The sequence below is a fragment of the Cohaesibacter intestini genome, assembly GCF_003324485.1.
Lineage (GTDB): Bacteria > Pseudomonadota > Alphaproteobacteria > Rhizobiales > Cohaesibacteraceae > Cohaesibacter > Cohaesibacter intestini.
The window spans coordinates 1-6,398 of record NZ_QODK01000018.1; the positions used below are offsets into that span (position 1 = coordinate 1).

5 protein-coding genes and 1 pseudogene are annotated in these 6,398 nt (G+C 54.6%); 4 read left to right on the forward strand and 2 right to left on the reverse strand.

The window, feature by feature from the left end; all coding sequences use genetic code 11:
• Positions 1-253: 253 nt before the first annotated feature.
• Positions 254-1,126 (reverse strand): LysR substrate-binding domain-containing protein, encoded by an 873-nt coding sequence (locus DSD30_RS21285; RefSeq protein WP_114011777.1) that lies wholly within the window; start codon positions 1,124-1,126, stop codon positions 254-256.
• Positions 1,127-1,228: 102 nt separating this feature from the next.
• Here DSD30_RS21285 and DSD30_RS21290 point away from each other — a divergent pair, with 102 nt between their 5' ends.
• From DSD30_RS21290 to DSD30_RS21300, 3 genes are all read left to right on the forward strand, one after another.
• Entirely contained in the window at positions 1,229-1,933 is a 705-nt protein-coding gene (locus tag DSD30_RS21290) for an SDR family oxidoreductase (protein ID WP_114011778.1), read from the forward strand.
• Between the two features lie 82 nt (positions 1,934-2,015).
• Positions 2,016-2,918: a DMT family transporter gene (locus DSD30_RS21295; protein WP_114011779.1), complete on the forward strand. Its 903-nt coding sequence runs from the start codon at positions 2,016-2,018 to the stop codon at positions 2,916-2,918.
• Between the two features lie 83 nt (positions 2,919-3,001).
• On the forward strand, positions 3,002-4,390 hold the full coding sequence (locus tag DSD30_RS21300; protein WP_114011781.1) for a transposase: 1,389 nt from the start codon (positions 3,002-3,004) through the stop codon (positions 4,388-4,390).
• A 276-nt stretch (positions 4,391-4,666) separates the two neighbouring features.
• Here DSD30_RS21300 and DSD30_RS21305 read toward each other — a convergent pair whose 3' ends face one another.
• Positions 4,667-5,320: an EAL domain-containing protein gene (locus DSD30_RS21305; protein ID WP_342635061.1), complete on the reverse strand. Its 654-nt coding sequence runs from the start codon at positions 5,318-5,320 to the stop codon at positions 4,667-4,669.
• On the opposite strand from DSD30_RS21305, the pseudogene DSD30_RS21310 reads away from it, so the two are divergent.
• Positions 5,273-6,398, forward strand: a pseudogene (locus DSD30_RS21310) (IS1182 family transposase); the annotation flags it as partial. The gene DSD30_RS21305 and the pseudogene DSD30_RS21310 overlap by 48 nt on opposite strands.

Here is a 6,398-nt window from a genome sequence, read left to right on the forward strand (position 1 = left end):
GCAACAGCCCAGAACCTGCGCAAGATGGCAAAACTGATCCCGATCCCGGCGTGAAACGCCATCAACACCCGCCTTACCGCGCCCGAACTCCCCTCAAAATCTACGACTTTTTCAACGAAATCGGCCCAATCCTGCCATTCGCTAGGAATGATTTTCATGAGCCGGCTTCCCCATTGCTGCCTTTCGAGCGAAGCGCAGCATTTTTAGTCAGCCGAGGGCTGGAGTGCGGACAAAGGTGCCGTTTGTTGAGTGGTTAGCAGGACCAGTTGGCGATGCACCAATCCCACACGGCGTCTACCGTTCTTCGTGATGATTTGGCCCGCTTCCGAGCCAGATAGTAGTTGCCCCGCGCCTCAAAACCTGCCGGACGGACTTCGACTAGGCGATGTGCATCAAGGTCGGCTTGCACAAAGGCGCGGCAGGCGATGGCCACACCCTGTCCGGCCATAGCTGCATCCAGAGCATGGGTGGTCTGGTTGAACACGGCGCCGGGCAGCTTCCCGGCCGTACCAAAGAACTTCGGCCAATGGTCGTGTGCGTCGTGCAGAAGCGGCAGGTCTCCCAATTGCCCCGTCGACAACGGCAATACTGCTTTCCCAATCAGATGCGGACTGGCGACGGCCACGAGTTCCTGCCGGAACAAGAGGTGTGCTTCGACAGTCCCCGGAAAGGGTGGCCGCGTCAGACGCACTACAATATCGACCTGATCCCGGTCGAAGTCGGATACGGCTTCTGTCGCAATGGTTCGAAGCTCGACCTCCGGCAGCGCGGAATTGAGGGCAGGCAACTGCGGGATCAGCAGCTTCGTGGCGAAAGTCGGCGTCACGCTGATCGTGACAGCATCGGGCTGAGCCAGAAGCTGCGTGGTCGCGTCGCCGAGTGTGTCGAAAGCACGGGTCACATCCGCAAGATAAGCCGCTCCTTGGGGGGTCAATGCAACCCCTCTCGGCAAGCGCTGAAACAAGGCGGTGCCGACGTGATCCTCCAGGAGTCGGACTTGCTGGGCAACAGCCCCCTGCGTGACGCCCAGTTCTTCGGATGCTGCGCGGAAGTTCAGCCGCCGCCCAGCGACTTCAAAAGCGCGCAGCGCGTTCAGCGGAGGCAGAGATCGGCGGGAAACGGGCATATTAATCCTGTAGTTTTTCTACAGCATAGCAGGTTTCGTTCTGGCGCGAAAGCTTCGGGTTTATAAGCTATTGTGTATTTCAATAACTCAAAGGAGGCGAAAATGGCTGAAGCAAAAGTGGCACTCATCACCGCAGGCGGCTCCGGCATGGGCGCTGCAACGGCGCGTAAACTCTCCGTCGATGGATACCAGGTCGCGATCCTTTCATCCTCGGGCAAGGGTGAAGCCCTTGCAAAGGAGTTGGGCGGTGTCGGTGTAACCGGGTCCAATCTTGAGAACGACGATGTTCAACGTCTGGTCGATCTCGCAATGGAAAAGTGGGGCCGGGTTGACGCTTTGGTGAACTCGGCCGGTCACGGTCCACGCGCCCCGATCTTGGAAATTACCGATAAGGATTGGCACAAGGGGATGGAGATCTATTTCCTGAGTGCCGTGCGCCCGATCCGTCTCGTGACGCCCATCATGGAGGCACAGGGCGGCGGCGCGATCGTCAATATCTCTACCGCCTGGGCCACCCAACCAACCGCCATGTTCCCGACCTCGACGGCGTTCCGGGCAAGCCTTGGGGCCTTTAGCAAGATCTACTCGGACGAATATGCCTCAAAGGGCATTCGCATCAACAATGTCATGCCTGGCTGGATCGACAGTCTTCCTGAAGTCGATGAGCGTCGCGACAGCGTGCCGATGGAGAGATACGGTAAGTCTGAAGAAATCGCCGCGACCATCGCGTTCCTGCTGTCTGAGGGTGCGGGCTACATCACCGGCCAAAGCATCAGGGTTGATGGCGGTGTGATCCGCTCAGTTTGATTTTTTCCCATTGTTGCCCGTGTCGCCGTCTCGCCCTCTTGGGGCGGGACGCTTGCCAGCTATTACCTGAAAGACTGCCACCATGTTCCGCGCCTACGCTGCGCTTGTTGCGCTCGGCCTCATCTGGGGGTCCAACTTCATCTACATGAAATGGGCAACAGACCTGATTTCTCCGATGCAGACTGTGTTTCTCCGGGTTCTTTTTGGCTTTCTGCCGCTGGCCGTGATCGCGTGGAAGGCCGGGGTAATCACCCGTGATCAACTGCGTTACCTGCCGCACTTTCTGGCCATGTCGTTGCTTGCCACCAGCTTCTACTATTACGGCTTCGTCGCCGGGACCGCTCTTCTGCCGAGCAGTGTGGCGGGCCTTCTCAGTGGTGCTATTCCGATTTTTACGTTCCTCAGTGCCGCAATTTTCCTGCGTGAGGAACGCCCCACTCGGCAGATGGCTGTCGGAGTCACGCTCGGGTTCTTGGGCATCGTGCTAAGCGCCCAGCCTTGGAACGGGACAGATGGTGTCAATCCCCTTGGCGTTTTCTGGATGCTGGCGGGAACGTTGAGCGTCGGCGCGTCCTTCGTCTACGCCCGCCTCTTTCTGTCACCGCTCAAACTCCCGCCTTTGGCTCTTGCGACTTGGCAAACCGGGCTTGCAGTGCTGACGCTTGCGCTTCTGACCAATTTGGGTGGGATCACTGCCATTGCGACAAACACTTATGCCATGTGGGGGGCGATCATCGGCCTGGGTGCCGTGGGAACCGGCGGCGCTTTCCTAATCTACTACTTCATCATCGACAGGCTCGGGCCGGTTCGCGCCGCAGGGGCTACCTATATTGCGCCCGTGGTCGCGGTCATTATTGGCGCGGCTATCGGAGAAGATGTGACTGGTATCGAAGTCCTCGCGCTGGCGCTGATCCTAGGAGGCGTGGTGCTTATCCAGACCGGAAAGCATAATCCTCTTCCGACATTCCGAGCGAAAGTCATCTGAGGGCTAATTTTGTTGAAAAACTAATGTTGCGATGCGGCGAGAATGCTGATTCAATCTTCCCATGGGATGGGGGATTGAAAGCGATGATGGGGCGCCGAGAGAAACAGCAAGCCGAGCTATTTTATGAGTTTTCACTTGAGGGGCACGTGCCTCAGGATCATCTTCTGCGGACTATTGATCGCTTCGTTGATCTGACATCTGTCCGTGACCATCTCCAACCATTCTATAGCCACACAGGCCGCCTCTCGGTCGATCCGGAACTGATGATCCGGATGCTGCTGGTCGGCTATATCAATGGTATCCGCTCCGAGCGGCGTCTTTGCGAAGAGGTTCATCTCAATTTGGCTTATCGATGGTTTTGTCGGCTGGATCTGACCGATCCCGTTCCAGACCATTCGACTTTCTCGAAGAACCGACATGGTCGTTTCCGTGAAAGCAATCTGCTACGGGTGGTATTCGAGGCAGTGGTTGCCCGTTGCATTGAAGAGGGTGTCGTTGGTGGTGAGCACTTTGCGAGCGATGCCAGTCTCATCGAGGCCGATGCCAACAAACAGAATTCTACTGCCAAGGAGGATTGGGATCCTGACAAGATCAATCCAGAGATTGCCTCCCGCGCGGTCAAGGACTATCTCTTTGCTCTGGATGATGAGGCTTTCGGCGCGGCGACAGATGTCGTTCCCAAATTCACTTCACACTCTGATCCATCAAGTCAATGGACAGCGGCCCGTCATGGACCAGCTTTCTTTGCCTATTCAAACAATTATCTTATCGATACGGACCACGCGATCATCGTTGATGTTCAAGCCAGCCGCTCAGTGCGAACTGGCGAGACCTATGCCACGCGGACCATGATTGAACGCGCACATGAGAGGTTTGGTCTTTGGCCGGAGCGATTGATAGCTGATACTGCCTATGGGTCGGCAGAGATGCTGGCATGGCTGGTCTATGATTGGGGAATTGAACCGCATATTCCAGTGATCGACAAATCGAAACGCGATGATGGAACATTCTCGCGGGAAGACTTTGTTTATGAGCGTGAGACGGATTCCTATATCTGTCCGGCAGGCAAGCAACTGCTCAGAAATCGCAGAAAGTTCCAGACCGTTCGTGCGGATCAAAGTGACCTTGATTTTGTCAAATATGGAGCAGCAAAAGCAGACTGCGAAGCCTGTGGCCTCAGGCAACAATGCTGTCCAAAGGGAGCTCCGCGCAGGCTTCTGCGTTCAAAATATGAAGGCGCTCGCCAGATGGCCCGCGACATAGCCAAAACCGAAGATTATGCCATCTCATGCAAGCTGCGAAAGAAGGTCGAGATGCTGTTCGCCCATCTCAAACGCATCTTGGGCCTCAGGCGGCTCAGGTTACGAGGTCCCAATGGAGCCAATGACGAATTCCTCCTAGCAGCAACCGCCCAGAACCTCAGAAAACTTGCAAAGCTCTTCCCAGGCGGACCAAAGCCGCAAACGGCGTGAGGCAATCTCATTCGTCTATTCTTGGAATACCTGAAACCCGACTAGAAAAGGTGAGTTTTTCAACGGTATTGGCCGTTCTGTTGAGTTAAAATGGGCCAAAAACTTTCACATTGTATTGCACCGCACCAGTCCGGTTGGAGCCCAAAGCGACCGTCATTTGATAACGAGGCCTTCGCGAGTGCAATATCACTGTGCATGGAAATGTCGGCCCATTGCATGCCGTTGGCAAATCTTAGATGCCGCATTGCGGCACTCCTACCTTCTTGATTCTGGACATTATGCTGCGTGTTGAAGGCGTTCTATTGATTTGGCCGTTGCCTCGATAATCGCATCGTGCGGAGCGGGTTTGGCGAATAGATATCCCTGGATCTGATCACATCCCAGATCTTGCAGGAGAGACAATTCATCCGTTGTTTCTACCCCTTCGGCAATGATTGTCATTCCAAGACCTTTTCCCAGAGCAATTATGCCTTTCAAGACATGTTGCATCTTTTCGGAATCTGGCGCACCCGCTACAAACAGACGATCAATTTTCAACTTGTCAAACGGCAACTGGATCAAATAGCCAAGTGAGGAATAACCGGTTCCGAAGTCATCAAGCGCAAGGGTTACGCCAACAGCTTTGAGCTTGGCCAAGGTTCTGCGAACAGATGTTTCTGCATGGTTCACAAACAGGCTCTCTGTCAGTTCCAAGCATAGCAAATGGGGGGGGTGGCCGGTCTCTTCGAGGATTTCTTTGACTTCCTGTTCTATATTGCCTTGCCAGATTTGCGCCGCCGAAACATTCACTGCCACCTCATAGGGTTGGTGCCCTTCTTCGATCCATTGTTTGGCAACGATCATGCTTTCCCTCAAGATCCAGCTGCCAATATCACAAATCAGAATAGGAACCCCTCGAGTCGGCGGTTGGAACGAGAGGCGTGCCGGAATGTTGAAGTGATGTGGCTAACAGGCCGTCTTGTTCCAGATCACAAGACTATCGCTGATTTCCGACGTGACAACGGGCCAGCTATCCGTAGAACTTGTGCGCAGTTCGTGGAGCTTTGTCGCCGGATAGGTATGCTGAGTGGCGTCTGCATCGCCGTTGATGGCAGTAAGTTTAAGGCAGTGAATAATCGTGTGCAATTTCACAAAAAACAAGATTTCCAGCCGTCTTGCTCACCTCGAAGCAGATGCAGAGCGCTATATCAAGGAAATGGCCCGGCTCGACAATCAGGAAGAAGGCCAAATCCGTTCAGAAAAGGTGGCACACCTTGCGCGCCGTCAGAAACGAATTCGCGAAGAGATTGATCGATTAAAAGCCCTTGAGGCAGCGCTACCGGAAGCACCTGACGGCCAAATATCCCTGACTGACCCTGATGCCCGTGCTATGGCGACAAGCGCCCGTTTGAGTGGGCTGGTCGGTTACAACGTTCAAAGTGCCGTCGATACTGATACCCACCTGATTATCGCGCATGATGTCACGAACCAAGGATTTGATCGCACACAATTGCTACCCATGGCGATATCCGCTCAAAAGGTTCTTGGGCGCAAGAAAGTGCATGTCATTGCCGACAAGGGATACTTCAGTGGCACCCAAATATTTGCGTGCCATGAAGCGGGTATTTCAGTAACCGTGCCACGCCCAGAAACATCCGGCAATCGCCGAAAAGGCAAGTTTGTGAAGGCTGACTTCCATTATGACGCCGAACGCGATGTCTATCTTTGCCCGGCTGGGCGCGAGTTGATCTATCGATACACACGGCAAGAAGGTGGACTGGATGTTCGCCGCTACTGGATCAATGAATGCCAGAATTGCGAGTTTCAGGATCAGTGCACCAGTGGCAAGGAACGCCGGATCAGCCGTTGGGAACATGAATATCTGGTTGATGAGATGCGCGGTCGGTTGGGCCGTGATCCCGATCCTATGACTTTGCGGCGATGTACGGTCGAGCACCCGTTTGGCACTATAAAGGCATGGATGGGATCAACCCATTTCCAAATGCGTCGATTAAAGAATGTCAGGACG

What these genes read in the sequence shown, in the direction of transcription:
- DSD30_RS21285 (WP_114011777.1), bottom strand. Translation starts at nt 1,126, where the DNA reads ATGCCCGTTTCCCGCCGATCTCTGCCTCCGCTGAACGCGCTGCGCGCT.
- DSD30_RS21300 (WP_114011781.1), top strand. Translation starts at nt 3,002, where the DNA reads ATGATGGGGCGCCGAGAGAAACAGCAAGCCGAGCTATTTTATGAGTTT.
- DSD30_RS21290 (WP_114011778.1), top strand. Translation starts at nt 1,229, where the DNA reads ATGGCTGAAGCAAAAGTGGCACTCATCACCGCAGGCGGCTCCGGCATG.
- DSD30_RS21295 (WP_114011779.1), top strand. Translation starts at nt 2,016, where the DNA reads ATGTTCCGCGCCTACGCTGCGCTTGTTGCGCTCGGCCTCATCTGGGGG.